Consider the following 25,313-nt stretch of genomic DNA (forward strand, 5'->3'; position numbering starts at 1 on the left):
AAAGCCCGGTCTTCCGGAGCGAACTTCACCCGGTCCGGACCGAGCTGCCGTTCGAGGACGGTGATCTGGTGGCGCAGGGCGAGGATCTCCGTGTCCTTGCCGCGGTCGCTCATCGGTAACAGCCGCAGGGCGGCGAACGCGTTGGTGACGGTCAGGTAAGCGAGACGAAGCAACACGACTGTCATCCTGCCGCACCGCCGGACAAGCCCCTGAGCTGCATGGATAACATTCCCGGCAGGCACACACCTGGGCCGGGCGGCATGCCCGAAGGCGAGGCCGTGCATGCCCTGACCCGCACGGGCCGGAGTCACAGCTCGGTGGCACGGGAGCTCGGCCTGGACCGTCGCACGGTACGCAAGTATGCCCGGGCCCGCAGCTGGCAAGAAGTGATGCGCCGCCCGCCCCGCAAGCGCTCCACTCTGGACCCCTACCTCGACTACCTGCAACAACGCTGGGACGAGGGACAGCACAGCGCGACGATCCTGCACGAGGAACTCCGGAGCAAGAGCTACCTCGGCCATTACTTGCGCGTGAAAATGGCTGTCGCACCGCTGCGACGGGGCCTGCCCCTGGACGAGCCACGCGAGCGATCGCCCTCCCTGCGCGAAGCCGCCCGCTGGATCACTACCCATCCGGGCCGCAGCAGCCCACACATCAACGACTGACTGCCCCGACTCCTCGATCCCTGCTCTGAACTCCGGCATACCCACGACCTGGTCCGCCGGTTCGTCGGCATGGTCGACAACCGTGACGCCACAGCCTTGCCAGGCTGGCTCGACGACCTTTCAAACAGCGGACTGGCCCCTCTCGCCGGCCTCGCCGGAGCCCTGCACGAGGACCAGCGCGCTGTCGCTCAGGGAATCACAACCCCTTACAACTCCGGGGTCGTCGAAGGCCGTATCACCGACGTCAAGCTGCAGAAACGCCTGATGGCCGGACGCGCCGGCGTCCCGCTCCTCCGTCACCGCGTCGTCCTGATCGCCCACTTCCGCCGCCGCTACGCGGACCGGCCGACCGTCCTTCCGAGATGATCTACGGCTACGAAAATCTTCCCAGAGCCAGACAAGGTCGTACGCCAACAGCCCTCGGACAACACGTAGTAGAAGGGCTTCCAGTAGTCCGAGGCCGCCTCGATCACCATCAGCGTCACCTGTGCGGCGGGCAGGTGATCCCGCAGGGCGAGGACCGCTTTCGTTGTCGATCCCCACGTCGTGGTCCCGGTCGTGAAGGACCCCCGCCTTTTCGTACTCGGGGTGCGGACGCACGCCTTGCGTCCTTTTTGCTGATGTCGAGGCCGGCGCAGCGTTCGTGCAACACGTCCACGGCCTCTTGCTCCCTCCCTGGCGGACGGACCCGTTGTATGCCGTTCCGGGAGGGCCAGGGTGAATCAGGAATTCTAACGCACGTGCTTCACAGCAACACTCCACGGTCCCGTGGACGGCCCCCAGCACCACGCTGACCTGCGAGCTCACCGGCATCACAGAGGCATCGGTTTCGGCCGGAACGAACCCCACCACGATCCCGAACCGGCAACAGCCCACGTCAGGGCAGACGCCTCCGTTGGTAACGGTCTGGCTCCGCCCGGCGTAGACAGACGGAAGACAGCCGTGCGCCCGGCGCGGCCACTCCCCCGGAAGGGGAGGTCCGCACCGGGCGCGTCGGATACTACGGGGCCTCGGCGCTGACCTGAATCACCCGCGCTTTGGCAATCCCCAGGACCTCAACGATCCGACCGGCGGCCTCCACGGAGAAGAGGCCCCTGGTCACGCTGAGGATGAATCCTGGTGCAGGAGGATGGTGCACCTCCCGCTGCAGGAAGAACGCCTCCCCATCCGCCGGGGAGAAGGCGAAGCAAACCCACTCTGCGAGGGCGTCGTGGACGGTCTCCGGATCGCCCCAACGCTCCTCCAGAGCCGCGCGATCAACGTCGACCTGAGCGAGAAACTTCATGTCGCCAAGGAGGACATCCCGTTCGGAAATCCTCTTCAACTCTGCTGCTTCCAGCTCTCTCGGATCCATGCTTACCGCACCTCTGTGATGATGATCGGAATAGAGGCCCAGTCGTCGCCGTCCTTGGTGAAGGAGCGGACGTCGGCCTCGACATCGGCCTCCCAGGAAGCGTATCCGGGCGGAGTGCTGCCCTGGGGCTTGGGTTTCACGGTGGTGTAGAACTCCAGGCTTCCCGGTTTGGCGTTCGTCGGGATCGGGCCTCGGTGCGCCTGGGCCGTGGCGTTGCCGCCCCATCTCGGGGTCACGCCCCACAGTTCGCCGGACTCGACGATGGCCCGCGCGTCGTCCGCCGTCTGGGTCGGCGAGGAGAGCCGGTGGAACGGGCCGTACAGGGTCACCGGGCCATCCGGCAGGCTCTTGCCCGCGGTCAGTACCTTGGTCCCGGCCGCGACGGTCGCGCCGCCGACTGCCAGGCTTCCGCCGGAGGCGCCGCCGGTCGCCATTTCCGCGATTTCCGCAGCGCATACTGGGGCTGTGGCCAGGCATCCTTCGGCCAGGACGATGGCGGCCGGGGCAAGTATCACGGCCGCCGCCACGACTGTGATGGCGCCGAGTACAACTTTCTGCCAGGTTGCGAGCTTCCCTGTGTCTGGCAGGTCGTTGGCGTTCGGGTCGTACTGGGGGTTGGTTCCCATGGCCCAGCAGGCGTTGCAGTAGCCGTCGTCCTTCTTGGGCTTTGGGTCAGGTCCCTTCTTGAACACGATCTTCGCTGTGGTTGCGCCGCTGGTCTGGGTGACCGTGGTGGTCATGGTGCCGCTTCCGGCGGTGCCGTTTTTCTTCGCGTACTGGAACTTTTGGGTGTAGGTCTTTGTGTACGACCACTTCCAGCCGTTCTTGCTCTTGGTCCAGGTCTCGGTGCCACCGTTGCAGGAGCTTGAGGAGCCACCGCACGCGCCGTCGGGGCGGAGCCCGGTGGGGTCGGACTTGGTGACCGGGGTGTTGTTGGCGTAGGCGTAGCCGTTGAGGGACTCGTGGTCGTTGGGGGTGAGGACGGGGTCGAGGGAGAGGAAGCGTCCGGTGGCCGGGTCGTACTCGCGGGCGCCGATGTGGGTGAGTCCGGTGTCGGCGTCGGCGGGTTTGCCGAGGAAGCCCTTGTCGTCGGGCCAGGCCGACGGAGTCGTGCCGCGAGCCTCGCCGAAGGGCTTGGTGTAGCGGCGGGTGACGGCCTGGGTGGTGGCGTCCACCGTTATCGAGGCGGTGCCGTGGTGGTCGTCGACCATCCAGGACAGGCTGGTCTCGGTGCGGACGGCGGTGGCGTCGCCGGCCGGGTAGTAGCGCTGGGCGGTGAACTTTTTGGCGGCCGTGTCGTAGTGGAGTTCCTGGCCGGCCAGGTAGAGGACGCTCTTGGAGGGACCGCGGCGGATCAGGAGTTCGCCGTTGGCGTCGTAAAGGTAGTCGGTGGTCTTGGTGCCTTCGGTGAGGCGGGTGAGTTCTCCTTCGATGTCCCAGGTGAGGCTCTGCGCGGTGCCGGTGGGGGCGTAGCGCTTGGTGGTGTTGCCCTGTTCGTCGTAGGCGTACGGCTTGGCGGTGCCGCCGTTGACGCTGACGGAGGTCAGGGTGTGGGGCTGGCCGGTGCCGGAGGTGTTGACCGCCGGGTAGCTGTAGGCGGTGGTGGTGTTACCGGCGGCTTTGTGTTCGGTCTGGGTGTCGCGCAGGCCGCCGGGCTTGTAGGTCCAGCTGGTCCAGTACGGGGCGGGGCCACCGAGGGCGCTCGCCGAGCGGGCAGTCGCGCAGTCGGCCGAGGACGGGGTCCAGGCTTCGGTGAGCCGGCGGTAGCCGTCGTAGGTGAAGCACTGGGTGTCTTTGCCGTTGGCGCTGTCGGTGATCGACTTGACGTTGCCGGTGGCGTCGTAGACGTAGTCGACGTCGTTGGTGTAGCCGGTGTTGGTCTGGTCGACGGTGTGGGTGTTGGCCAGTCGGCGGGTGCCGTCCTCGTAGCGGTTGAGGATCTGGAGTTGCTTGGCGCCGGTGGAGGTGCCCAGGCGGGTCTCCTCGGTCTCGCCGTACGGGGAGTAGCCGATGTTCTGGACGTAGTCGGTCATGCCGTCGGTGCCGGTGAGCATGCCGAGGCTGTTGTAGCTGTTGGCCACGGTCTCGGCGGGCAGGCCGGCCATCGCGGGCATCGAGGTGGACTGGACGGTGCCGTCGATGTTGTAGACGGAGGAGGTGGTGAAGGTCTGCGGAGCGCCGGCGGTGACCAGGGGGTCGGTGGCGGCGATGACGGTCTTGGTGCCCTTCGGGCGGCCGAGCGCGTCGTAGCCGGTGACGACCTGGGAGTAGATCTTGCCGGTGGTGCCGCCGACGTACCGGATCGAGGCGGTCGGCTGTCCCTTGGCGAGGGTGTCGTAGGTGAACTTGGTCAGCTGGTGGGCGTTGTCCTTCACCCCGTCCCAGGTGCCGGTCTTGCGGCCGAGCTCGTCGTAGTCGGTGATCAGGGTGCGGGAGACACCGTCGAGGGTCGTCGTGGTGGACACCGGCTGGTCGGCGTCGTTGTAGGCGGTGGTGACGGTGCCCTGGTCGGGGTCGGTGGAGGTGGTCTTGCGGCCGCGTAGGTCGTAGTCGTACGTCCAGACCGCCTCGTCCGGTCCGGTCATCTTCTTGAGCTGGCCGCCGGGGGTGTACTCGTACAGGGTGCGGGTGTAGTCGCTGCCGGCCGGGACGGGGCCGCCGTACTCACGGCGCTCGGTGATCCGGCCGCGGGCGTCGACGAGCGTCAGGGTGCCGGTGCCGCCCTCGGCGGCGGTGACAGCGGTGCGGTCGCCCTGCTCGTCGGTCTTGGTGCGCCACTTCTCCTGGTCGTAGACCCGGAAGATCGATTCGGTGGCGCGGCCGGCGGCGTCGAAGAGTGTCTCGGTGGAGGCGGGGACGGAGCCGGGGTAGGTGTTGGCCAGGGTTCCGGAGGGCGCGTTGTTGTCGTGGACCTGCCCGTTGGAGATGTGGGCCAGGCCGCGGTCGTCGTAGAGGGTTTCGGAGATCACCCGGCCGCCGTTCGGCGCGGGGGTCTGCTTCTGGCGGGAGCGCAGCAGGCTGTCGAAGATTTCGTAGGAGCTGTTGTAGGTCTTGCCGTCGGCCTTGAGGGCGTCGGTGCGGACCCAGGTCTCCTTGTCGTTGTTGATGCTGTAGGCGTAGACGATGCTGGCGGCGTCGCCGAGGGCGCGGGAGCGGTCCGGCTTCCAGACCGACCGCAGGCGGCCGAGCGCGTCGAAGGACCACTCGGTGATGTTGCCGTTGGCGTCGGTGGTCTTGGTGGCCGTGCCCCAGGCCGGGTCCACCTCGGTGGTGGAGGTGTAGAGCTTGGGGTCGGTGGTGGTCTTGGACGTCAGCGGGCCGTAGCCGGTGTCGTCGGGGACGTAGGTGGTCTTGACCGTACGGTTGAGGGCGTTGGTCGCGGTGAGCGGGCGGCCCAGCTTGTCGTAGGTGGAGCTGGAGACCTGCTGGTAGACGGGCTTCTTGTCGAGCTCGCCGTAGCTTGCCAGCCGGAAGGATGCGGTGATGTCGCCCTTGGTGGGTGCCACCCCGACCGCTTGGTCGTCGTAGGCCAAAGTGATGTCGGAGAGGACGTCGTCGGGGATCACCGGGGTGGTCGCGCAGGGAACCGAGTAGGTCTCGGTGCGCGAGACGGTATTCACCTGCCAGGCCGAGGTGTTGCGGGCATAGCTGGTCCGCACGCAGGACTCGTCGCCGGTCTTTGCGGCGTCGCCGCTGTCCTCAACGGTGATCGGCATGCCGTACGTGGTGTCGTACGTGGTCTTCTGCTTGACCGTGCGGGTGCCGGTGGAGGTCTTGGTGCGGGTGGTGGTCTCGCCGGCCTGGACGATCCAGCCTTCGGTGGTGCCCCAGCTGTAGGTGTGGCTGCCGGTCTTGTGGGACCAGGGGGTGTTGATGGTGCCGCTGAGCTCCTCGGTGCCGTTGTAGACGATGGTCTCGCGGACGAAGCCGGCGTACTGGCGGGAGTCGTCGAGGGCGGTGCCGGCGGAGTCGGTGACCTTCTCCACCCGGGCGGTGCCGTCGAGTTCCTTCTCGCCGTTCAGGCCGCGCATGTACAGCGTGGATTTCTTGGAGCGCGGTCCCTCGGAGTCGCCGGAGGTCTCCACGACCTGGCCGTAGCCGCGCCACTGCGACCAGGTGCGGTTGGACGGCTTGGTCAGGCCCTCGTCGTCGGCGTAGGCCCAGCCGGCGCCGCCCTGGTAGTCGTAGTAGGTCTCGCCGGTGTCGCCGTGGCCGTAGGGGTCGTCCTGGAAGACGGAGGTGACCACGTACTTGTGGAACCAGTCGGTGACCGGCTCGGCGCCGGACTGGGACCACTTGACCGGGAAGCAGCGGCGGGTGTTCTTGTCGACGCCCGCCGGCATGCTGCTGCCCCACACGCAGTCGGGGTCGGAGTAGTTGGCGGTGAGGGTGGAGCCGGTCTCGGACTTGATCGTGCGCACGCGCCACTTGATGTAGCGCAGGGTGTCCGGGCCGCTGCCCTCGACGTGGTTGGGCAGCTGGATGCCGCCGAAGACGACCGGCGGCATGGCGGCCGCGGTGGTGTTGGCCTTGCCGGTGTTCTGGATGGACTTCAGCCACAGACTTGCCGAGGAGGCGTCACCGGTGTCGGGGAAGTCCTGCTCCAGGTGCCAGGTGTCCACGTCCCGCTGGGTGGTGCCGGTGCCGGTCCACACGGAGGTGGTGATGTCGGTGAGGCGCTTACGGGTGAAGAAGGCCGGGCCGATCTGAGTGGTGCACTTGGTGCCGGACGCGCAGATCATGTCGAAAGGCACGTCGGGCCAGTTGGCCTTGGTGTCCTTGGTCAGGCTGGAGCAGCCGCCCGATACGACGCAACGCTCGGCGTAGGTGAAGCGGACCTGCTGGGCCGCGGGCTTGGCGTAGAGCAGGTCGCTGCGCAGGCCGTAGTCGATGCGGTTGAGGTAACCGCCGCGGGTGTAGCCGGTGCCATTGACGGCGGTGTCGGCGTTCTTGGAGTAGTAGTTCGTCTCCCGGCCGTACCAGTACGTGGAGGCGTTGCCGTGGGTGTCCACGACGTAGTCCAGGTTCCAGCGCCAGGCCTGGTTGCAGAAGGAGTCGGCGAAGCCGGTGGACTTGTAGCAAGGCTCACCGGAGTCGTCGCCGACGACCGGAACGGTCCACACCGAGTTGGTGACCGGGTCGTCGTCGGCGGTGTCGGTGGTGCCCTTGTCGCTCCAGCCGGGCATCCGGTGCTTGCCGAAAAAGTACTGGTTGCCGGACGCGTCGGTGACCTTCCAGTACTCGGTGTTGTTGTCGCCGTTGCCGGTGGCGCCGGTCAGGTGCTCGACGCGGCTACCGTCCTCGTTCTTCACCTTCCACGAACCGCCGGACGCCTCGGACAGGGCCGCGGCGTCGCAGGCCGCCTTGTCGGCACAGGTGTTGACCAGCTCGACGGCTTTGCCGTTGAGGACCAGGGTGGCGTTGGCGTACTTCCAGCACAGGTCGCCCTTGCCGGACTGACCGTCGTCCTTGCAGGAGCCGTACTTGCGCTCGATGTAGGACTCGGTGATCGAGAAGCCCTCGCCGATCACGGAAGTCTGGTTGTTCTCCCCGGCCGTGCGGCCGTCCACCGAAGCGGAGTTGTAGGAGATGGACAGGTTCGGGGACGGGCCCGCGGTCGCCGGGGGAACTCGCAGCGGGTAATTCCAGGTGAAGTCTCCCGTGCTGCCCCCGGCCTCCCACGTCGCGGTCGGGGACAGCGGGGTGGCGCTGTAGTCGCCCCCGCCGCCCGAGCTGTCGGCCGCCGCCGCCAGCAGCATCGGGGTGCCGGCCGCGAGGGCGCGGGCGGAGACAGTTCCCGTCAGGGTCTGGGACTCCGCGTCGTTGTCCGCGCCCGCCACGGGGCTCTGGGTACGGCAGGACTTCTTCTGCGGGGTGGTCAGCGCACACGCCGGGAGCGTCACCAGGCTCAGACGGGGACCGAAGTTGCCGCCGTAGACGTCGCTGAAGGACGAGTAGTCCAGGGAGACCCGGAGGCTGTCGGTGTCACTGGCGGAGTCCCCGCCCGCGGTTCCCGCCGGGTCGACGGTGAGCAGGACGCCGTTGACACCCGCCTTCTTCGCCGCCGACTGGGGGTGGACGCTGAGCGCCACCTCCTCGGCCCTACCGGTGGCCTTCGCCTCCGTCTTGCTCTTGGCCGGCTTGGGTGCAGGGGCGGCGGGCTGCTGGGCCAGCTTCACGCCGAGCCCGCCGACGGTGACAGCGGCCGTGCCGGTCGCCGCGACCTCGGCGGTGGCCTTCCCGGACTTCGGCCACGCGGCTTTCTTCAGCCGCTCACGGGTCTCTTGGGAGGCGGGGACGGCCTTGTCCTTCGGGGCCTTGGACGTGCTCGGCTTGAGCACACCGACCTTGTCGATCTTCGCGTCGGGCCGGTCCTCCAACTGCTTGCGCGCTGCCGGGGACTGGGCCTGGGCGGCGAAGTCGTAGCCCGAGGGAACCACGACTTGTGGCAGGAGGGAGAGGGAGACGAGGAGTGCGCCACGGCCGAGCCAGCGGCGTATGACCGCCCCTGGCAAGCGCGTGCGGAAGGGTATTGAAGACACGGTGAATTCCCGGTTCTCGGATATGGGAAGGAGGCGCTCGGGCGGCGTCGGCGCCCGAGAACGACGGATCTCCTCGGCGCATCCGCAAAGACGCGCGGAGTGTGTTTCGAGCAGAACGGGGCGGGTCGGGACAGGGCGGGCGACGAGGCCCGCCCTGTCCCGACCCGCTGTTACTGCTGTTCGGTGTTGCGCCGGTTGGCGATGGTGTCGGTGGAGGTGGCTCCGGCCCAGACCCGGACGCTGTCGATCGTTCCGGGGAAGTAGCGCGCGGCAGCGCCGTTGATCTTCGCCCGGCCGATCTCGAACGCTCCGCCGCCCTGCCAGGGGGCGGAGTACGGCACACCGTCCTCGTCGCCCATCAGAGCGCTGTCGACGTAGAGCTTGAGCGCGCCGAGCCTGGAGGCGTCCTCGGGGTCAGCCGCCGCCTGGGCGTCGTAGACGACCGTCAGCATGACCGGGACACCCAACTGGGCCGTGGTGAACGCAGTGGACTCGTTCTTGGTCCAGAGCGCCCCGGTGCCGTCCTTGTCGGGACGGCCGAACGTCCACCGCCCCTGGTTGCTGCCGGCCGGCTGCTCGTACCAGACGCCCCAGGAAGACTGGCTCGTCCCCGACTGGCCGAACACCTGCACCGCGTACGACTTGCCGGTGTCGGCGAGCTTGGCGGGGTCCAGCGTCACCCAGGCGGTCGCGGTGAAGGAACCGGAGTCGTCAACGACCGGGCCGGTGGCGGCGGCATACGCGCTGGTGCCGTTCAGGGTCATCCGCTGCGTGGTCGTGACCTCTTCGCCGACGTCCGGGTCACCGGTGGTGAACAGGGTGAGCGCGGCCCCGTTGAGGGTGAGGTTCCGGCCGAAGCCGCTGCCGTCCTTGACCGTGGCGCCGGTCGCGTTGGCCATGTCCGTGGCGTCCCATTTGGCGACGAGCGCCGGGACCGGATCGCCCGCGGTGCCGTCGCTGAGGTCCTCGTCCTCCAGCCAGGCGTCGTGGGTTACCTCGGTGTCCGCGAGCGCGCGGGACCAGACCTTGACCTCGTCGATGGTTCCGGCGAAGTTCTCCTTGCCGGTTGCCGAGGCCCACAGTCGGCCGACCTGTAGTCCGCCGGACGCCTTCCACGGAGTCACTGTGAAAGGCACCGGCTCGCCCTGCGGGACGCCGTTGACGTAGAGCTGGATCGTCTGCGCCGCCGCGTCGTAGACACCGGCAAGATGCGTCCAGGCGTTCAGGACCGGCGGCTTCCCTCCGATCGAGCGAGTGATCGCCGGACTGGCGACGTCCGTCTGGTGCCGGTTGAAGACCCAGGCGTTGTACGCCGTGGAGTAGTACAGCTGGAATCCGGAGGCGTTCGTGCCTGCCTGCGACAGGACGGTGTAGTTGACGTCCTTCTTCGCCAGGCGCGCCCAGGCCGAGACGGTGAAGGACTTGGTGGTGTCCAGCACCGCACCCGAGGTGGAGAGATACGCGGTCGTGCCGTTGAGCTTCGCCGCGCCTGAGCCGCTGCGGGCCAGGGTGTCCCAGGTGGCCCCCGAGGAGGTCAGCGGGTGCTGAGTCGCGGTGGTGGCGTCGGTGAGGGCGTTGTCCAGGTGCCAGATTCCTGAGGGCTTCTCAGCGCCCTTCACCAGGAAGCTGTAGTAGCCGGTGAGCGAGCTGTGTCCGGCCGCGTCGTAGCCCCAGACCTGGATCGTGTTTTCGCCGGCCTGGTTCGGCGTGATCGTCCGGGTGGTCGCCGTGCCCTTGGCCACGGTGATCGGGGCGGAGACCGTGCCGCTGTTCAGCTTCCACTTGTAGCTGACAACGTCCGACTGGATGCCGGGCGTGGTGGGGTTGGTGTCCGCGGGGGTGAAGGTGAACGTGCCCGACGTACCGACCCCACCCGCGGCCGGATCGGTCTCGGCCGGCTGGTAGATGCCGTCCGCGCTGGTCACCACCGGAGGCGGCGGCGAATCGGTGTCGACCCGGAAGTAGCACCAGGACGACCAGGACGAGTCCAGGACACCCGTGGCGCCCCGGTCCGTCTTGTAGTACGCCTGCGTCTTGACCCGCATCCGGTAATCCGTCTGCGCCGGCAGCGCGCTGGAGGACGCGTCACGCACCGCGTTGTCGGCCACCCACGCGCCGTCCGGCGAGGCCGCGTACCAGGCACGGCTGGAGCCGTCGGCCTTCCACACCTCGAACATGGCGCGCAGCTGGGCCTGGCTCCCATCCACCGACTGCACCGTGGCCAACATCTTCGGAGTGGTGTCACTGGTGGCGAAGGGCAGCGTGGAGGCGTTGCAGGCCCGCCCGGTGGTGCCCTGCTGGACACCGTACGACGTCGGCTTGTCCGGGTAGGACACGTACGTCACCGACAGCTTGGCGTCGTTGCGGAACCGCGCCCAGGCACCCGCGTCGGACTCGTCGTGCGCCGCCAGCGAGAAGGTGATCTGCGCCGACTTGTTCGCCGCATGCGAAGCGATCGTCGTCGTCAGATTCTCATTCGTCTCCTCACCCACGTTGTCGCTGAAACGCACCCAGTTCGCAGGCTGCGACGGGCTGCACAGAGAGCCCCGTCCGTACGCCACGTTCCGGTCGCCCATCAGGTCCACCGCGGTGGGACGCGACGACCACGTCGTACTTGAGGAGATGCCCTTGTCCACATGGCTCAGGTCGTACCAGTGCGGATCACACGTGAAGGTCCACACCTGATACACCTCCATCGTCGCGTCCAGGACCTTCTTGCCGTGGATCGACGACAGCGGATACTCGAAGTACATACGCTGGGTGTAGGGGCTGCTGGAGCAGAGATAGCCGGCGTAGTTGGAGCAGCGCCCCACCCCCTTGTCCCCGTCGAACTCCCAGAACTTGTCACCGTCCGAGGAGAGCGCTGTCCAGTCGCCCAGCGCGATGCCCTTGGTCGGCGGGTCGATGTAGAGCGGGAAGACGGTGTCCTCGCCATGGAGCAGGGCCGGATCGGGCGTGATCTCCAGGGTGGTGCCGGTGACCTTGAGCGGGAGCTCGGCCGCCGCGTCACCGCTGCCGGGGCCCTCCGAAGGGGCCGGCTCGCCCTTGGCATCGGGCAGCGGTGCCGCCCCCAGCTCGCCTGCGGTCTCCGCCGAGGAAGCAGTGCGGACGAGTTGCGTGGTGACGCCAGCCGTGGCGGCGGCGGCGGCGACTGGGGTGTCACCGGCCGAGTCCCACATGCGACCCGTTGGACTCTCGAAGACCGGCGTGCCGTCGCCGTCGCGTGCCACGAAACCACCGTCGGCCGTGGGCGCGATGTCCAGTCCATCGCCGGAGACAGTCATCGTGATCGTCGCGAGCGCCGGATTCTTCGCCGCCTCCGAGGTCTTCACCACGAGCACCGAGGTATAGCCGGTACTCAACGCGGTCAGTTTCAGATCGACGTCCGGAAGGACTCCGGCGTAGGTGGCCGTATCGCCCTCGACGGAGGGCTCGGGGAGCGCGGTGGGCCAGCCGAGCTGCAATTCATGCCCGGCGCCCTTCAGCGTGACCAGTGCGTCCCCGCTGCCGCCGCCCGAGAAGGCGGCATCGGCCGTCGTGTTCTCCGCCCGCACAGAGCCGTCGGCCTCGCGCACGAGGGTGGTGTCGATGGAGGCCCAAGTACCGTTGTCCTTCCGGGCACGGACCGGAGCCGCGTTCATCTCCTGAGTGAACGTGCCGTCCGGGTTGGCGAAGACCTGGGACGACTCAGTAGTCGCCGCGTCCACGGCCACCCGCTCACCCGTCTCCGCCGCGAGCGCGCTCGCCTCCGACTCCGCAGTCCTGTCAGCCGCTACCGAGGCCGCCCCGTCATCGGCGAGTGCCGGAGCCGCCCCGGCCCCAACTGCCGGAACCGCAACTCCCAGGAGCGCGACGGCTACCGCCCAACTCCCCACCGTCTGACACCAGCCGCGCTGCCGTCTTCGCGTAAACACACCCCACCCGTTCCCTAATTTTCATGAGAAGAAGCTGTGAGGATCATGTGTTCGTTGATCACGCTGGTCAATGGTGTCGCGTATCACATTGACCTGCTTCCACCCTGCCGGTATCGAGTGCTGGTTGTGCTGGTGGGTCGCTGACGAAGAAGCTCCTGGTGTCCGGTGTCACGATCAAGGTCTACCGCACACCTGCACCTGCTCACCCGTCAACTGGCCGTGTCTCATAGGGAGATTGGCTGCTTCGGGCGGCGCCTCGCGCCGGGGGCAATGCTTGTTCCGGCCTATTTCCCGGCAACAGTCGTACTCGGCGTCGCGGGCGCAGTGCGGGCCACAGGCCACCTCGCTTCCGAGATCCTGACGGGCATCCTGCTGTCGATCGACCGGATCAAGTATCGTCCGGGCTGTTCTCAGGGCCTCGAAAAGGCATCCGACCTGCACGTCCTCCCGCCTTCGGTCGTCTTGATGTGATTCCGATGACGCACCATGTGGAGTGCGTGGCGATCCTTGAACCTGTCGCGAAGGGCGCCTGACCTGCGCCTTCGTCGATGCGCATTATGTGCGGTGTGGGCGCTACGGGCGATATCTTGACGCTGAAATGACGCTCGTGACGCTCATTTGACGCTCGTTCTGATGTGGTGTCAGGTGGGTTTGGAGGCAGGTCAGGGTCTATGCCACTCGGCTGATGGCGCTGCGCGCTGCTGAAAAGCAGCAGCGCGAGGGCGCCGCCGTGGTCAGTTGTCGCGGAAGAGACTGGGCGGCTTCCTGACCTGCTGTGATGGCTGCTTGAATGGCGCTGACCTGCGCGTACTCTCTTTCCCGTCTTTCGCTCTCATGCCCGCTGATGTAGCTGAAAGTCCCAGAGAAGTCCCAGGAGGCGCATTCGCTTCTGCTGTCAGGTGCGATTTTGGTCGCCCCGCAGGGCGACCGCCACGAGCGCCGACAGCCGCTCGATCGAGACCATGCGATCCTCGGTCGCCCCGGAGGACGACCGAGGATCGCAACCCCACGCTTTCCCCGGCCGTGTACGTAGGGGCCGGACGTGGTGGTTGCCCTGCGTTGTGACCGAGGCCCGCAACGGCTCCACGGTGAGGCCAAGGCGGATGTGCAGGGCTTCGTCGAGGGCTGGCCAGGAAGATCAGCCTCGGCGCGCTCCACTGGTCCTCGTCGCTGTTGGTGTGGAGGAACCTTCTGCGCCTGGATCGCCGGACAACACCCGCTCTTCTCGTTCGACGTCGTCCAGTCCGGCGGATCGCCCAGCAGCGGGACAGCTGCGGCGTACGGGCGTATCGGACAAGGCCAGCCCTTTTCCTGAGCGCGCCGCCGGCCGACAGATCGAGACGGGAAGGAGGCCCTTCAAACCTTCCCTGTACCTTTCGCGATTTTCAAGAAGTCACGCCACCCCGCTTCCACGCGCCTCTGCGATACACCACGCTGATGTACGAGGTGGTTGAGGAGGGCCGTGTCGAGTCGCGTGGTGCGATGTCCCCGCCGAGACGGTGGGCCGCTCCGGGTGACGGTCTGGCGTCGGCTTCGGGACTGGACCGAGGCCGGCGTCTGGCCACGCCTGCACACGGCGCTGCTGACCGAGATGCGCCGCGCAGGTCTGCTGGACCTGGACGACTGCTCCGTGGACGGGTCGCACGTCCGGGCTCTCAAGGGGAGATCATGTCGGCCCCTCGCCCGTCGATCGCGCCCGTTCCGGTTCCAAGCTCCACCTGACCGTCGAGAGCTCGTACCTTGATCTCTCCAGCGATCACGTCCAAGGCTTCTCAAGGACGTCGGCGCCGGCAGAATGACCAGCAGGCCAGGGCAGAACGCGAACTTCGTTGGCAAGCAGCCATGGGCGTGGCGAAGGAACAAGCTGGCGAACAACTTGCCCAGGTGCTACACGAAGAGGCCGAGTGCTGAAGGTGGCGCTTCTTCGGGGGCGTGGGGGAGCCAGGGGGCGTGCCGAGGCGGTGGTGTTCGTCGGCAGGCTCCGGGAGCCGATTCTGCCGACGCGGCTCTCATGGATGGGGCGTCGTGGAGGGCCCGCTTTCGCGTAGAACGAGGTCGAGCAGACCGGGGAATCGCCGATCGAGTTCCTCGCGGCGCAGCGAGTTGCCCAGCTTGTTGCCGTCCTGCCACTGCCGTATCAGGCCGGCTTCGCGTAGGACCCGGAAGTGGCGTGTGGCGGCTGACTTCGAGACCTGCATGTCGATGGCGCCGCACGGCAGGCCGTCGTGCTGGGCGAGAGCGAGGACGACACGGCGACGGACTGGATCGGCGAGGGCAGCCATGACCCTGAACAGATCAAGGTCTTCCTCGTCAGGGGTGGCGAAGCCCGACGCCGTACGACTAGCCATGGCATCCACCATAGCCGACATGATGTACGCGCTATTGCGTACATGAAGTAGGGTCGGCACGTCCATTGGCCGCAGGCGGTGTTGACGTTTTCCGGCGCAGCCCGTCCGGCCCCGCAGAGAGAGTCTGGAGCGAGAACTTGACCGCATCGTCCGCGCCGCAGCGTGCTCACATCGGGTTCACCTCCCGCATCGGTGTCATGTGTGCCCTCGACGGCCTGAGCACTCCGGACGCGCAGAAGCTCGCGCGTGACATCGAGAACATGGGGTATGCCTCGTTGTTCTTCCCCGAGGGCGGGGGGAAGGAATCGCTGACCCAGGCCGCTGCTCTGCTGGCGGCCACCCAGCACCTTGTGATCGGGACCGGGATCGCCAACATCCATCTGCGCGACGCCGTAGCTGCCGAAGCGGGCGGCCGAGCGCTCAGTGCGATGTACCCAGGGCGGTTCGTCCTCGGTCTCGGCGTCAGCCACCAGCCGATGGTGGAAGGCCGGCTGAACAAGATCTACGAGAAGCCGCTGGCCACCATGCGGAACTATCTTGAGCGCATGGCGTCCGTCCCCGGACACATCGACCAGGAAGCCGGGCGTCCCCCGCGAATCCTGGCAGCGCTGGGCCCGAAAATGATCGAGCTCTCGGGCTCGGACGCAGACGGCGCGATGCCCTACCTGGTCACCCCTGAGCAGACCCGCTTTACCCGTGAACGCCTCGGCCCGGAACGATGGGTGATCTCCGAGCAGGGCGTCACCATCGGCGGCGACACCGAGCAGCAGCTGCAGCGGGCTTACAACCACCTGCACATCTACGATGGATTTGAGAACTACCGCGCATCCTGGCGGCGCCAGGGCTTCAATGACTCCGACTTCGCCCCCAGCCCCTCGGAGCATCTCGCTCGCTCCATGGTCGCCATGGGGGGCGCGGAATCGGTGGTGGCCATCGCGAACGCGCACCTCGATGCCGGAGCTGATCATGTTGTGCTCCAAGCCATCGGAAACGACCTGTACTCAGATCCTCGACAGGCGCTCGCCGAGATCGCCGCAGCCTTGGAACTCGAACGCGTATGAGCTGAGCGGCCAGCAGCCGACCGGATCTGCTGAGAACCCTGCGCCGCCTTCCGTACCCCCGACACCCCGCCCCGCCCGCGTCTAAGAGTTGTCTTCAAAAGTCGCTGGTGTTCCCGCCTGTGTCGGTGAAGGCGAACGGACGCCCCAGGGCATCGCATATCAGGTGAATCTTGCTGGTCAGACCGCCTCGGGACCGACCGAGTCCCGGGTTGCGGAGCCCCCTTTCCGGCCCCCGGCAGCGTGCTGGTGGGCACGGACCACGGTCGGTCGGCAAGGGCGGCAGGGGGAATCGACTGCCCGCTCCGCCGCTGACACATCCGGCATTACCCCACGTCCTGCAACGACCCGTGAGGCACAACCACGCTCATGGGAACGGACCATCACTGAAAGGAATCCTCCTGCCCGCCACAACTTCGCCCTTTTCGGACGTCATGCGCTCCCGGTACTCCGTTCGGAAGTTCCTGCCCACTCCGCTGTCCCCATCGGACATCCGCGGCGTGCTGGAAGACGCCCAGTTCGCCCCGTCGAACTGCAACACCCAGCCGTGGACGACGCATGTCGTCTCGGGTGCGGCACGCGACGCCCTGAGCAAAGAACTGCTCAAGGCCCATGATGAGGAACGCCTCTCCTACGATTTCACCTTCGACTACGCCGACTTCGGCGACGGCGCTTACTACGAGCGGGCGCAGGACCACGGCGCGACCCTCTACCAGGCTCTGAAGATACCGCGCTCGGACCGGGCAGCGAGGAACGCGCATGCCCGAGCGAACCTGGAATTCCATGACGCTCCCCACGCCGCCTTCCTCTTCATGCCGGTGTTCGGCGACGGGGTGCGGGTAGCTGCCGACATCGGCATGTACGCGCAGAACTTCCTGCTCTCACTGACGGCCCGCGGGTTCGGCGGCATTCCGCAGACCATGCTCGGAATGTACGCCGACACCGTCCGCGAGTTCCTGGGTGTTCCCGAAGAACACAAGCTGCTGTTCGGCATCTCCTTCGGCGCAGCCGATGTGACCGCACTGGCAAACAGCTTCCATATGGGACGCGCCCCGCTTGAACAAAGCGTCGTTCTGCACGACACCCCCGGAGTTCTCGACGAGCAGTAGTTCTTCACCGGCGCCATCCGTTCCGCCACTGTCCGTCAATGAATGAGTCAATTCCCATCCCATCGCAGTTACACGTGACATGGACGGGGTGACGGAACTACGGAGCTTCTGGCAGCCCTTGTCGCGACCAAGAGCCACGGGCGCTGCCAGGAGCTGCGTACACCTTGCGATGCCCCGGGGCGTCCGTTCGCCTTCACCGTCACAGGCGGGAACACCAGCGACTGCTGCACCCCGTTCACCGCCATGATGGACGCGATACGGGTGCCCCGCCCCGGTCCCGGACGGCCCCGCGTCCGGCCCGGCCACGTCATCGGCGACAAGGACTGCAGCTCCAAAGCGATCCGGGCTTGGCTCAGGCAGCGGAGTATCAGCCACACCATCCCGGAACGGTCCGACCAGATCCGCAACCGGCTTCGGCGCGGCCACCGCGGCGGGAGCCCGCCCGCCTTCGACAAGCGGCTCTCCAAGCGGCGCAACGTGGTTGAGAGATGCTTCAACCGCTTGAAGCAGTGGCGAGGCATCGCCACCCGCTACGAGAAGACCGCCGAGTCCCATCAGGAAGCCGCCACCCTCACATCGCTCCTGATATGGGCATGACATCTAAAGACCGCGCCAACACTTACCGAGGTCCAACTCAATGGCCTGCCGTCCCCATGGGGTGACGTCGTTCCGGCTGTTGGACTCGCCGAGCATCTGAGCCAGGGCTTCTTTGCCGCCCTTGCCGGGCCGGGCTCGTGATTCAGCCGAGGGCCGGCATGGCCGGGGCAAAGGCAATGAGCAGGGGCAGGAGCGGAGCAAGGGCCGCGGCCGTGGAGGCGGTGGCGCGGTGGGTGAAGGCGAGGCGTGGCGGGGGTTCGAGAAGGCGCTGGACGCGGTCGCCGAGCAGACGTCGGGTGGAGTCGCAGGACAGGAGGCCGCGGTGTCGGTTGAGTTCGATCAGGGCGAGGGCGGTGGTCAGGTGGCCGCAGTGGCGGGAGGCTGTGTCATCGGCGGCCAGCTCGACCAGGCGGTGGGTCTGGTCACGGAAGTGGGTGAACAGGCGGATTCGGGGGAAGCCCGTCGCCAGTGCGGTGGACAGATGGAGGAGCCAGTGGTGGCGGGCTCGGATGTGGCCCAGCTCGTGGGTGAGGACGGCATTGAGCTGGCTGTCGGTCAGGCGGCGCAGAGCGCCGGTGGTGACGACGAGCTGGGGCCTGGTGCCGGGCATCAGCCAGGCGTCGGGGTATTCGTCTTCCAGAACGAGCAGGGTGCCGTGCGCGTCCGGCAGGCCGGCGGGCAGGTCGGGGGAGCGTTCGCGTAGGTGGGCGCGGCGGAGGCGGCGGTGGTGCCGGGCGTGGACGAACTCGCGGGCGAGCGCGGCAGCGGTCCAGGCGGCTCCGCAGGCCAGCAGCAGGGTCAGGGCGGCGACCAGCAGTGGTGCGGCGGCGGAGCCGTAGGCGGCGGTGACCGCCGGTGGCGCGGGGGCGAAGAGGTGCGTGCGGCCGGCCTCGGACACGGACGCGAGGCCCAGGAGGAGGGCTGCCAGGCAGCAGAGCAGGACGGTGGCGACCAGACACTGCCACGCCCAGAGCGCGACAACCGGTTCCTTCCCGGGCCAGGCGGCCCGGGTCAGCGCGCGGGGGGCCTCCACGGCGGCCGTCAGGGCGACGGCCGTCAGCAGGAGCAGACAGACGGTCACGCGGCGGGCTCCTTCTCCGGAACCACCTGGGCCCGGGCGGGCGGGGCGAGGCGGCGGGCGGTGAACACGCTGCCCGCGATCAGTGCCGCGGCGGTGATCAGCAGAGTGAGCGTGTAACCGTGGTCGAACGCGTTGCGGGCCGCGGCCAGCAGTGGGTCCGCCCGGTCGGCGGGCAGGTCTGCGGCGGTGGAGCGGGCGGCGTCCAGGCTGTCCTGCGCCGTGTCCGGAACGCCGGAGGGCAGGTGGACGGTACTGGTGTAGAGGGCGCCGAGGACGCTGCCGAGGACCGCGACCCCGGACAGACTGCCGAGTTCGTACGAGACCTCCTCCACGGAGGCGGCCATCCCGGCCCGATGGGCCGGCGCGTTCCCCATGATCGCGGCCGACGCGGCGGTCATGGCGAGGCCCATTCCGGCTCCGGCGACCATGAGGCCGGGCACGATCCACCCGGGGTGGTCGGGGTGGACGGCGACCAGCGGCACCACGCCCGGGGTCAGGAGCAGGGTGAGCAGGACTCCGGCCGCGCCGGTCAGCAGGCCGCCGGCGATCAGCGGTCGGGGGCCGGTGCGGTGGACGAGTGAGCCGGCGACGGCTCCGGAGGGCAGACAGCCGGCCGCGAACGCCGCGACCAGCAGCCCCGCGTGGAGCGGGGTGAGGTCGAGGACGAGCTGCAGCCGCTGCGTGAGCACCAGTTGGATCCCGGCGGTCGCGAACATCGCCAGCGCGGCGGCCACCATGCCGGACAGGATCCGGGGGTCCCGCAGCAGCACGAAGTCGAGCAGCGGATGCGTCCGGCGGCGCTGGCGGTGCACGAACAGTGTGAACCCGGCGGCTGCGGCCAGGAGCGCCATCACGATGTGCAGCGGATCAGGGCCGGGCTTGGTGGCTTCCTTGACCGCGTAGACGAGACCGACGAGGCCGACCATGATCTGTACGGACGCGATGAAGTCCCAGGGCTTGTCCGAGCGGCCCGACGCGCTGGGCGCGAGTACGGCGCCGGCGATCAGGGCGAGGACCACCACGGGCACGTTGATCAGGAAGACCGAGCCCCACCAGAAGTGCTCGATGAGCAGGCCGCCCAGGATCGGGCCGAGCGCGGTGCCGATCACCGACATCGTGCCCCACACGCCGATCGCGATGTTCCGCTCGTGCTCGTCCTCGAAAGTGGTGCGGATCAGCGACAGGGTGGCCGGCATCATCGCGGACGCGCCCACCGCAAGGAAAGCCCGTGCCCCGATCAGCACGCCGGCCGAGGGCGCGAACGCGGCCACCGACGAGGCGACACCGAACAGAGCCAGACCGGCGAGGAACATGTGCTTGTGCCCGACGCGGTCGCCGAGCGTGCCCGCGCCCAGCAGCAGCCCGGCCATGACCAGCGGGTACGCGTTGATGATCCACAACTTCTGGGAGGCGTCCGCGTGCAGTTGCTCCGTCAGCGTCGGCAGCGCGGTGTAGAGCACGGTCATGTCGACCGAGATCAGCAGCAGCCCCACCGCCACGGTCACCAGCAGCCACCAGCGTTTCGTGCCGCTCATGTATGCGCTCGTCTTTCGTATCGCGTTGATCAACTGGGCCATGAAGGTGGAGCGCCCCCGGCGAACACGGCCGGGGGCGCGGGGGAGTGCCGGAGGGGCACGGCCGCCGAGGTCAGGTGGCGTCGGTGTCCTCCGCCTCGGTCAGGGCCATCAGCCTCTGCCGCAGGGCTTCCCGGACCGGCCCGGGCGCGGGGACGCCGCTGGTGGCCTCGTACAGCCACAGCCCGTCGACCGCCAGCCGGGCCAGGAACAGGTCGACATCCTGCGCTTCGGCCGAACGGGTCGGCGGGGTCCAGCGGTTCATCAGGTCGTTCCACACCTGGGCCAGCTCCGGGTGGGTCGCCGACTCGACCATGAAGGCGAGATCGGCCTTGCTCGCCCCCGCCTCGGTCCCCACCCGGGCGTAGGCGGCGGTGGTCTCGCGCGCCGACGCCTCTCCGAGCGGCTTGCCCAGCTCGGCCGCGAGCCGCTCCTCCCACGCGCCGGTCAAGTGCCGCTGGATCGCGAGCAGCAGCTCCTCCCGCGTGCGGAAGTGGTACATCAGCCCGCCCTTGGTGACGCCGGCCTCTTCGGCCGCCGACTCCAGCGTCAGGCCGGTGATGCCTTCGCGCTCCGTCACACGGATCGCGGCATCCAGGATCAGATTCCTCGAACTCGGTCGCATGCCCAAACTGTACCATCCGGAAGGTACAGTTATTGAGTTGTGGCTTGAGGCTGTCGAGTGGCTGCCGGTGTTCCTTGTCCGGGCGGCGGGCTCATGTGACGCGGAAGTTCGCCATCATCGCCATGTCCTCATGTTCCAGGTTGTGGCAGTGGAACATGTACCGGCCGCGATAGCCGGCGAACCGGGCCAGTACGTCCACTGTTTCGTAGGGACGTACGTCGACGGTGTCCTTCCAGCCGTGTTCGTGAGCCGCGGGAGGGCGGCCGTTGCGTGCCTCCACCTGGAAGTGCGCGAGATGCAGGTGGACCGGGTGGTGGAAGTCGCTGGTGAAACGCCAGCGTTCGACGGTGCCCAGACGCGGCGTGGCCAGATACCGGTTGGTGGAGAAGGGGTGCCCGTTGATCGTCCAGGCGTGGCCGCTGCCGCTGCCGCTCGGCGCGGTCAGCCGGAAGTCGAACTGGCGGGTGGCCGCCACGCGTGCCCTGCTCAGCGATTCGACGTCCGCGAGCCGGTCGGGCACCCGCGACGCGTCACGTGCTTTACGGGTCACACGGAAACGCATGACGTTGCCCATGCCTCCGCCTGCCAGTGTGTTGACCAGGGTCACGGCGGTGCCGGGCCGCCAGCGCGAGAAGTCGATGACGACCTCGGCGCGTTCGGCCGGAGCCAGGGTGACGGTGCCGAGCTCCTCGGGGCGGGCCAGCAGCCCGACATCGCTCGCGATCTGTATCAGCGGCCCGCCGGGCTCCAGCCTCAGGCGGTAGCGGCGGGCGTTGGAGGCGTTCAGCATCCGGAAGCGGTAGCGAGCGGCGTCGACCTCCAACTCCGGCCAGGGCGCGCCGTTGACGAGCGTGACATCGCCCATCACCCCCTCCATATAGGGCTCCTCGACGCCGGGTTCGCCCTTGAGGGAAGGATCCAGTGAGGGGTATCGGAAGGAGCCGTCCTCCTCGAACGCGCGGTCGCAGATCATCAGGGGGATGTCCCGCTCTCTCTCGGGCAGCGGCAGGGCCTGTTCCGTGTCGTCGCGTACGAGGAAGAAGCCGGCCAGACCGCGCCATACCTGCGGGGCGCTGAAGTCCATGCGGTGGTCGTGGTACCAGAGGGTCGCCGCATGCTGGTCCAGCGGATAGACGTACTCCTTGGCCCGTACCGAGGTGCGCCAGGCATCCGTCGGCATGTGTATCCCACCGTGGCCTGTTCCGGCGTCGGCGTGCTGATGCCGCCAGCCTTTGGGGGTGACGATGTCGGTCGGGTAGCCGTCGGAGTCGGGCGGGGTCACCCCGCCGTGCAGATGCGTGGAAGTCGGTACGGGAAGCTCGTTGTCTACGGTCACCCGGGCCTCGCGTCCCGACCGGCCCACGATCGTGGGCCCCGGGAACTGCCCGTCGTAGCCCCACACCTGGGTCCGCATCCCGGGCAGGATCTCCCTGTCGGCGACGCGCTGCACGATCTCGTACCGGTCCACTCCGCCCGTGCTGCTCACCGGCCGGGCCACCCGCGGTACGGGCAGTGGCGTCCGGAACGGTTCGGGGAGCCTCGCCCGGCTGGCGAGCAGTTCGGCCGCCGTCTCCCGGCCCGTGGAGCGCGCGGCTATGGAGCCGCCGACCGCCGCGGCCACCGCCGTGCCGCCCGTCACGCCCAGAAATCCCCGGCGGCTCAGTCCGCGCAAGCCGCTCATCGGGCCTCCCCGGCGAGCGCGGGCGCGTCGGCGGGGGCTGGCCGGGCGTCGGTGAGCACGACGAGCAGGACCAGCATGGCGAGCGCCGCCGTCGTGACGCCGATGAACACGTGCGGTGCCACCACGCGGGCCATTCCCAGGCCGATCTGACCGACCGTCATCAACAGGACGAGCATGGACAGCGCCGACAGCTGCCAACTGGTCGGCCGCCCCGCCCGCCGACGCGTCCTGCGCTCCAGTACGGCGACGACGAGCTGGACGAGCGCGACAACGGAGAGGATCCCGCCGATGGCGCTGTGGACGGTGAGCAGATCGACATCACCCGTGACGAAGAGACCGGCCGACAGGCCCTGGGCCAACGTCATCAGCAGAAAGAGAGTTGCGGTCACCCGCAGCACCCATGTTGTCCACGGGACTGCGGGAGTTTCCTCGGTCAGCATGAACATCCTTCCGGTCGTTCAGTTCGCGGCAGGGGTATCGCGCCGGACGACGACACGTCCTCCACCGCGAACAGGGCCCCCGGCGGCAGTGTCCGGCCGGGGGCGACATGCCCCTCGGCCCACACCGGCCGGGCCTCTCGTGGCCCGCACGGATCACACGGCGATCTGCCGCAATGGCCTCAGGGCGGCCAAACTGTACCATCCAGAAGGTGTAGTTACGTTTGCGTCGCAGTGCCGGATGCAGGGGAAGGAGAAACGTAGGGCAGGGCTGTCCTGTCAGCTCTGGAAGGCACCGGCGTTTTCGGAGACCCACTGGGCGAAGGAGAGCGCGGGGCGCCCTGTCACGCGCGGCACTGTGTCGGTGATCCGCCGGGCGCGGTGCACGGCGGCGGCGAGGTCGCCGAGGACCGCGTCAGCGATCTCGCCAGGCAGGCCGGTGGCGAGCATCGCTGCGCGGGCGTCCTGCGGGCTGATCTCCTCGAAGCGCACCGGACGCCCGGTGACCTCGCCGATGATGCGGACCCGGTCCCTTTCGGTCAGCCATTCAGGGCCGGTCAGGCTGTAGTGCAGGCCGCCGTGGCCATCCTCCAGCAGCGATCGCACGGCCACGGCGGCGATGTCCCGCGCGTGGATCACCGCCGTGGCGGCGTCGGCGTAGGCGCCGTACACCACATCGCCGGCCCGCAGCTGCGCCGCCCACTCGAAGAGAGCGTTGCTGGCGAAGTCGTCGGGCCGCAGTGAGGTCCACTCCAGGCCCGATGACTCGACCATCTGCTCCTCGGCCCTGTGCTTCCTGGCGACGGCGCCGGGCTGCTCGTCAGGGGCGACACCGTCACGGACGTAGCCCGACGACAACAGAACCACCCGGTTCACCCCCTGGCGGCGGGCCAGTGCGAGGAACTCGGCCACGTTGTCGCCGAGGGCCATCGTGTTGAGGAACACGGCGCTCACGCCGTCGAGGGCATCGGCAGCCCGCATCGGGTCGCTTGCCAGGTCGGCGACGACCGGCACAGCGCCGGCCGGTACGGCGTCAGAGTTGGCGGCGCGGGTGAGTGCGCGGACCTTGCCCCCCTCCGCGAGCAGCAGGCTGACGACCTCACGGCCGACATTTCCGGTCGCACCGGTCACGAAGAACATCGCAGACTCCCATCGGTTCACACGGACGGCCTCCAGCGTGCGGGTCCGTCCCAACTGCCACATAAGTTACGCGGCAGACACTGAAAGCCACGGGAATCGTCAGAGAAGGCGAGTACTTCCGACATTGAATGGCGATGTGAACATGAAATCCGACAGCAGCCATCAGCGCTGGGACGAACTCGACCACCAGCTGCTGCATGCCCTGGAAAACGACGGCCGAGCCCCCTTCAGCCGGATCGCGGCCCACCTCGGCGTCTCCGACCAGACGATCGCCCGCCGCTACCGCAGGCTCGTCGCCGACATCGGCCTCCGAGTCGTCGTGGTGACGGACGCCGAACGGCTCGGCCAGACGTGGGTACTACGGCTGCGCTGCGCACCCGACGCGGCCGACGCCCTCAGTAAGGCGCTGGCCCGCAGGCCCGACACGGCATGGATCGCCCTCACCTCCGGCGGCACTGAAGTGGTGTGCGCGATCCGGTTCCGCACCCGCGGCGAGCACGAGGAGATGATCCTCGGGAAACTTCCCAAGACGCCGAGCATCATGGAGATCCGCGCACACCAAGTCCTGTGGCGGTTCTTCGGCGGCTCCAACAGCTGGCTCGCCAAGAGGCTCCCTCAGGTCGCCGAGGCGTTCCCTGCCGGCCCGGAGCCCACTTCCCCGGCCCCCGAACCGATCAGTACCGAGGACGAACCGCTGGTCGCCACACTCGAAGAAAACGGACGTGCCACCCTCGCCGAACTCCGCCGGGCCACCGGCCACTCCGAGTCCGTGGTGCGCCACCGCCTCGACCGGCTCCTCGCCTCCGGAGCGCTCTACATCGACGTCCAGTACGACCAGACCATCCTCGGCGACACCACCAGAGCCATTCTCTGGATCACCGCCGCACCCGCAGCCCTTGACCAGGTCGGCCGCGCCCTCGCCACCCACCCCGAAGTCACCTTTGCCGGCGCCACAGCCGGCTCCTGCAACCTGATGGCCTTCATCGTCTGCCGCGACAGCACCACGATGTACCGCTATCTGAGCACCACGCTCGGCTCACTCGAAGGCATCCAGCACATCGAAACGGCCCCAGTGCTGAGGCTGGTCAAACAGCTCACTTATGACGAACACGCACCGGCAGCACAGTGATGACGCGCGCCCCCGACGATGTGGCGTGGGGGCTTCTCCGTCGGAAGAGGGGCGGCGCA

17 protein-coding genes and 2 pseudogenes are annotated in these 25,313 nt (G+C 68.1%); 8 read left to right on the forward strand and 11 right to left on the reverse strand.

Translation table 11 applies throughout. From position 1 onward, the window contains the following. Positions 1–260 precede the first annotated feature (260 nt). A complete protein-coding gene (locus IF11_RS41730) occupies positions 261–665 on the forward strand; it encodes a hypothetical protein (protein WP_211266769.1) in 405 nt (134 codons plus the stop codon). Between the two features lie 69 nt (positions 666–734). Further along, entirely contained in the window at positions 735–1,031 is a 297-nt protein-coding gene (locus IF11_RS41735; protein WP_206300578.1) for a transposase, read from the forward strand. A gap of 634 nt (positions 1,032–1,665) precedes the next feature. On the opposite strand, the gene IF11_RS0134785 is transcribed toward IF11_RS41735, so the two are convergent. The 3 genes from IF11_RS0134785 to IF11_RS0134795 all read right to left on the reverse strand — a co-directional run bounded on the left by IF11_RS0134785 (position 1,666) and on the right by IF11_RS0134795 (position 12,274). Then, positions 1,666–2,019: a hypothetical protein gene (locus IF11_RS0134785; protein ID WP_030355807.1), complete on the reverse strand. Its 354-nt coding sequence runs from the start codon at positions 2,017–2,019 to the stop codon at positions 1,666–1,668. A gap of 2 nt (positions 2,020–2,021) precedes the next feature. Next, a complete protein-coding gene (locus tag IF11_RS0134790) occupies positions 2,022–8,561 on the reverse strand; it encodes an RHS repeat domain-containing protein (RefSeq protein ID WP_244888271.1) in 6,540 nt (2,179 codons plus the stop codon). Between the two features lie 170 nt (positions 8,562–8,731). Further along, positions 8,732–12,274, reverse strand: a complete 3,543-nt coding sequence (locus IF11_RS0134795) for a laminin G domain-containing protein (RefSeq protein ID WP_030355809.1) — start codon at positions 12,272–12,274, stop codon at positions 8,732–8,734. 471 nt (positions 12,275–12,745) lie between these two features. On the opposite strand from IF11_RS0134795, the gene IF11_RS41135 reads away from it, so the two are divergent. Both IF11_RS41135 and IF11_RS41740 read left to right on the forward strand, forming a co-directional pair. After that, positions 12,746–12,946 (forward strand): hypothetical protein, encoded by a 201-nt coding sequence (locus IF11_RS41135; protein ID WP_133243187.1) that lies wholly within the window; start codon positions 12,746–12,748, stop codon positions 12,944–12,946. 998 nt (positions 12,947–13,944) lie between these two features. Next, positions 13,945–14,226: pseudogene (locus tag IF11_RS41740) on the forward strand (IS5/IS1182 family transposase); the annotation flags it as partial. 258 nt (positions 14,227–14,484) lie between these two features. Here the strand turns inward: IF11_RS41740 and IF11_RS0134800 are convergent. Then, positions 14,485–14,823: an ArsR/SmtB family transcription factor gene (locus IF11_RS0134800; RefSeq protein WP_030355810.1), complete on the reverse strand. Its 339-nt coding sequence runs from the start codon at positions 14,821–14,823 to the stop codon at positions 14,485–14,487. Positions 14,824–14,960: 137 nt separating this feature from the next. Here IF11_RS0134800 and IF11_RS0134805 point away from each other — a divergent pair, with 137 nt between their 5' ends. Beyond that, a complete protein-coding gene (locus IF11_RS0134805) occupies positions 14,961–15,884 on the forward strand; it encodes a TIGR03620 family F420-dependent LLM class oxidoreductase (protein WP_030355811.1) in 924 nt (307 codons plus the stop codon). Positions 15,885–15,981: 97 nt separating this feature from the next. On the opposite strand, the pseudogene IF11_RS41480 reads toward IF11_RS0134805, so the two are convergent. Next, positions 15,982–16,148 (reverse strand): annotated as a pseudogene (locus IF11_RS41480) (IS5/IS1182 family transposase); the annotation flags it as partial. Positions 16,149–16,315: 167 nt separating this feature from the next. Between IF11_RS41480 and IF11_RS0134810 the strand changes: the two are divergent. Both IF11_RS0134810 and IF11_RS0134815 read left to right on the forward strand, forming a co-directional pair. Continuing rightward, positions 16,316–16,990 carry a nitroreductase gene (locus IF11_RS0134810; RefSeq protein WP_030355812.1) on the forward strand — a complete coding sequence of 225 codons (675 nt, stop codon included), beginning with the start codon at positions 16,316–16,318 and terminating at the stop codon, positions 16,988–16,990. A gap of 153 nt (positions 16,991–17,143) precedes the next feature. Then, complete coding sequence (locus IF11_RS0134815) at positions 17,144–17,587, forward strand: transposase (RefSeq protein WP_240627535.1); 444 nt, start codon at positions 17,144–17,146, stop codon at positions 17,585–17,587. A 142-nt stretch (positions 17,588–17,729) separates the two neighbouring features. Here IF11_RS0134815 and IF11_RS0134820 read toward each other — a convergent pair whose 3' ends face one another. The 6 genes from IF11_RS0134820 to IF11_RS0134845 form a co-directional block, all read right to left on the reverse strand. Continuing rightward, positions 17,730–18,668: a M56 family metallopeptidase gene (locus IF11_RS0134820; RefSeq protein ID WP_030355814.1), complete on the reverse strand. Its 939-nt coding sequence runs from the start codon at positions 18,666–18,668 to the stop codon at positions 17,730–17,732. Further along, entirely contained in the window at positions 18,665–20,203 is a 1,539-nt protein-coding gene (locus tag IF11_RS0134825; protein WP_051746465.1) for an MFS transporter, read from the reverse strand. Before IF11_RS0134825 ends, IF11_RS0134820 begins: the two co-directional genes overlap by 4 nt. 112 nt (positions 20,204–20,315) lie before the next feature. After that, positions 20,316–20,867 carry a TetR/AcrR family transcriptional regulator gene (locus IF11_RS0134830; RefSeq protein ID WP_030355816.1) on the reverse strand — a complete coding sequence of 184 codons (552 nt, stop codon included), beginning with the start codon at positions 20,865–20,867 and terminating at the stop codon, positions 20,316–20,318. Between the two features lie 91 nt (positions 20,868–20,958). After that, positions 20,959–22,548 carry a multicopper oxidase family protein gene (locus tag IF11_RS0134835; RefSeq protein ID WP_030355817.1) on the reverse strand — a complete coding sequence of 530 codons (1,590 nt, stop codon included), beginning with the start codon at positions 22,546–22,548 and terminating at the stop codon, positions 20,959–20,961. Beyond that, entirely contained in the window at positions 22,545–22,988 is a 444-nt protein-coding gene (locus tag IF11_RS0134840; protein WP_133243186.1) for a hypothetical protein, read from the reverse strand. Before IF11_RS0134840 ends, IF11_RS0134835 begins: the two co-directional genes overlap by 4 nt. Before the next feature lie 276 nt (positions 22,989–23,264). Continuing rightward, the gene (locus IF11_RS0134845; RefSeq protein WP_030355819.1) at positions 23,265–24,125 is read right to left on the reverse strand and encodes an NAD(P)H-binding protein; all 861 of its coding nucleotides are present in this window, start codon (positions 24,123–24,125) and stop codon (positions 23,265–23,267) included. A 142-nt stretch (positions 24,126–24,267) separates the two neighbouring features. Between IF11_RS0134845 and IF11_RS0134850 the strand changes: the two genes are divergently transcribed. Further along, positions 24,268–25,254, forward strand: coding sequence for an Lrp/AsnC family transcriptional regulator (locus IF11_RS0134850; protein ID WP_030355820.1), 987 nt, complete (start codon positions 24,268–24,270; stop codon positions 25,252–25,254). Positions 25,255–25,313 lie beyond the last annotated feature (59 nt).

Source organism: Streptomyces scopuliridis RB72 (assembly GCF_000718095.1).
Classification (GTDB): Bacteria; Actinomycetota; Actinomycetes; order Streptomycetales; family Streptomycetaceae; genus Streptomyces; species Streptomyces scopuliridis.